Raw genomic sequence first — 3,523 nt, 5'->3', positions numbered from 1 at the left:
CTCCTCGCCGCCATCCGCACCCAGGTCTACCGTCAGTCCCTTCCGCTCGCCACCGGCAACCTCCCCATCGTGCTGGGCGAACTGGGCCCGGCCGCGGGGGTCACCGGCGCGGCCCGTCTGATCAGCGACCACCTCTTCTCACCGGCCTGACCCATCCGCCGGGCGCCCCTGCCCGGCCCCGTCCCTACGGCCCGCCCCGCGGATCGGGCCGTACCGAGGCACAGCGCCCTTTCCCCACCCCGCCCCTTCCCGATTCCAACCGACCGCGTTCCACCCCGGGCCTGGGCCCCACTCCCGACCGGGGGTAGAGGCTCCGCCTCGGGCCTGCGGGGCCAGGGCTCCACCCCGGGCCTCTGGAGGTCAGGGGCTCCGCCCCTGACCTGGACGCCAGGGCCCGAACCCTGGCCTGGGCTCGGACTCGGGCCCCGGACCTGGACCCGCACTTGGGGCCGGGCCCTGGTCTCGGCGCCCGGACCCGGACTTGGGCCCGGACCCCGGTCTCGGCGCCCGACCCGGTCTCGGCGCCCGGACCCGGGCTTGGGCCCGGACCCGCGCGCTGGGCCCGGACCTTGGCCCGGGGCCGGATCCGGACCTGGGCCTGGGCCTGGTCTCGGCCCGGGCCCGGAAACGCGAAAGCGGGTCCGGCCCGGAGTCCCGGGCCCGGGGGTTCCCCCGGGAGCCCTGGCCCCGGTCCCGGCTCCCGAGCCGGACGCCTGGGCCCGGACCTGGACGACCGGGGACGGGGGCCCGGAGCCCCGGATCCGGAGCACCGGGAGCCTGGCCCCGACTCCAGGGAACCCGGCGCCCCGAACCGAGGCACCGGGCGCCCCGGGCCCTGGGCCCGGACCGGACCTGGGGCCGGACCTGGCCCCGGTCCCGGTCCCGGATCCGGAAACCGGGTGCCCGGCGACCCGGAGCACCCCGGCCCCGGGGCACCTGCCGCCGGTGGCCGGGGGGGGGCTTTGCACCACCACCAGCCCCTCCGGCGTTTGAGGAGCGGGGGCCGGGGCTGAGCCCCGGGGTCGGGGAGGGGCGGGGTGGGGGAGAGCAGCAGACGCACCACCCGCACGGCACAAGCGAACGGCACCACAGCACCCCGCACCCCGCACCCCGCACCCCGCACCCCGCACAGCGATCCGCAGCGCCACAGCGACCCGCCCGAGGAGGCTCGCCATGGCACCACCCGCACCGCGTCAGACAAACCCGCCCCCGCTGCTCACCATGTCCGGCATCACCAAGTCCTTCCCCGGCGTACGGGCCCTCGACGGCGTCGATCTCGACGTCCAGGCGGGCGAGGTGCACTGCCTGCTGGGGCAGAACGGCGCGGGCAAGTCCACGCTGATCAAGGTGCTGGCCGGGGCCCATCAGCCGGACGGCGGGGAGATCGTGTGGCAGGGCGCGCCCGTTGCCCTCAAGTCGCCCGTCGCCGCCATGCGCCTCGGCATCGCCACCATCTACCAGGAACTCGACCTGGTGGAGGGCCTGTCCGTGGCCGAGAACATCTTCCTCGGCCACGAGCCCGCCACCGCGGGCTTCGTACGGTCCCGGGCCGCCCGGGCCACCGCCGCCGAGCTGCTGGCCCGCCTCGGGCACCCCGAGATCGACCCGCGCCGGCTGGTGGGCGAACTCTCCGCCGCCGCACAGCAGATCGTGTCCATGGCCCGCGCCCTCTCGCACGACGTACGGCTGATCGTCATGGACGAGCCGTCGGCCGCGCTCGACCCCGACGAGGTGGACAACCTCTTCCGTATCGTCGGCGACCTCACGACCGGCGGCGTGGCGGTCGTCTACATCTCGCACCGGCTGGAGGAGATCCGCCGCATCGGCGACCGCGTCACCGTGCTGAAGGACGGCCGCGCGGCCGCCCGCGGGCTGCCCGCCCGTACGACGCCCACCCGGGACGTCGTCGCGCTGATGACGGGCCGCGATGTCGAGTACGCGTTCCCGCGCCGCACCACCGAAGCCCCCACCCCTGAGCAACCCGTGCTGCGCCTCCAAGGGCTGGCCAGGGACGGGGAGTTCGAGCCGGTCGACCTCGACCTGGCACCCGGCGAGATCGTGGGGCTCGCCGGACTCGTCGGCTCCGGCCGGTCCGAGATCCTGGAGACCGTCTACGGCGCCCGCCGCCCCACCGCGGGCCGCGTCCTCGTCGACGGGCGCCCGTTGCGCCCCGGCAGCGTGTCCGCGGCCGTACGCGCCGGGCTCGGGCTGGCGCCCGAGGAACGCAAGGCTCAGGCGCTGCTGATGCTGGAGTCCGTCACCCGTAACGTCTCCGTCTCCTCCCTCGCCCGCTTCTCCCGCGCCGGTTGGCTGGACCGCGGCGCCGAGCGCGAGGCGGCCCGCCGCAGCGTGCGCGATCTGTCGCTGCATCCGGACGACCCGGAGCGGCCGGTGCGCACGCTGTCCGGCGGCAACCAGCAGAAGGCGGTGCTCGCGCGCTGGCTGCTGCGCGGCTGCCGGGTGCTGCTGCTGGACGAGCCCACCCGCGGGGTCGACGTCGGCGCCCGCGCCGAGCTGTACGCGGTGATCCGCCGCCTCGCCGACGAGGGCATGGCGGTGCTGCTGGTCTCCAGCGAACTGCCCGAAGTCCTCGGTCTCGCCGACCGGGTGCTGGTGCTCCGCGAGGGGCGTGTCGTACATACGGCGCCCGCGGGCGAACTGGACGAGCACCGCGTCCTCGATCTCGTGATGGAAGGGAGCCCGTCGTGCTGAACTCACCCGGAGGCGCCGACACCGGGTCGGACGCCGTTCCCGGCGCCGCCGCCACGCTCACGAAGGCGGCCGGACCCGGGCCCGCCGCCGGACCACCGGCCAAGGGCGGCGGCCTCAGACGCCTCGCCGACGTCCGCAACCTCTCCCTCCTCGGCGTGCTCGCCGTCCTCGTCGTCGTGGGCGGCATCACCAAGCCCGACGCGTTCCTGAGCACCGACAATCTGCAACTCGTCCTCACCCAGGCGTCCGTCATCGGCGTCGTCACCGTCGGCGTGACCTTCGTCATCACCAGCGGCGGCATCGATCTGTCCGTCGGCGCGATGGTCGCGCTCGCCTCGGTGTGGGCCACCACGCTCGCCACCCAGGACTACGGGTTCGGCGGCATCCTGCTGTGCGCCGTGCTGGTGGGGCTCGGCTGCGGCCTGGTCAACGGTGTGCTCATCGCGTACGGCGGCGTGGTCCCGTTCATCGTCACCCTCGCCATGCTGGCCTCCGCGCGCGGCCTCGCGCTCCAGATCAGCGACGGCAAGACGCAGGTCGTCACCGTCAAGCCGGTCCTGGACCTCGGGCTCCGCGACTCCTACGTGCTCGGCATCCCCCCGCTGGTGATGATCTTCGCCGCGGTCACGGTCCTCGGCTGGCTGCTGCTGGGCCGTACGACCTTCGGCCGCCGCACCGTCGCCATCGGCGGCAACCCGGAGGCGGCCCGGCTCGCGGGCATCGACGTACGGCGCCAGCGGCTGCTGCTGTACCTGCTGTCCGGGCTGTGCTGCGGCATCGCCGCGTTCATGCTGGTCATCCTCACCGGCTC

General features: G+C 75.1%; 2 protein-coding genes and 1 pseudogene. All 3 read left to right on the top strand.

What is annotated here, in order from left to right; genetic code table 11:
• A pseudogene (locus SSOG_RS48270) lies at window positions 1-150 on the top strand (sugar kinase); the annotation flags it as partial.
• Between the two features lie 1,023 nt (window positions 151-1,173).
• Window positions 1,174-2,712, top strand: a complete 1,539-nt coding sequence (locus SSOG_RS09650; protein WP_009714029.1) for a sugar ABC transporter ATP-binding protein — start codon at window positions 1,174-1,176, stop codon at window positions 2,710-2,712.
• On the top strand, window positions 2,706-3,523 hold an 818-nt coding region (locus SSOG_RS09645), incomplete at its 3' end, for an ABC transporter permease (protein ID WP_039940880.1). The genes SSOG_RS09650 and SSOG_RS09645, both read left to right, overlap by 7 nt.

It is taken from the genome of Streptomyces himastatinicus ATCC 53653, assembly GCF_000158915.1.
Taxonomy (GTDB): domain Bacteria; phylum Actinomycetota; class Actinomycetes; order Streptomycetales; family Streptomycetaceae; genus Streptomyces; species Streptomyces himastatinicus.
The sequence above is the reverse complement of the archived record's forward strand: the minus strand, read 5'-3'. Positions and strand labels throughout refer to the sequence as shown.

Coding starts and splice junctions, on each gene's coding strand:
- SSOG_RS09650 (WP_009714029.1), top strand. CDS start 1,174: ATGGCACCACCCGCACCGCGTCAGACAAACCCGCCCCCGCTGCTCACC.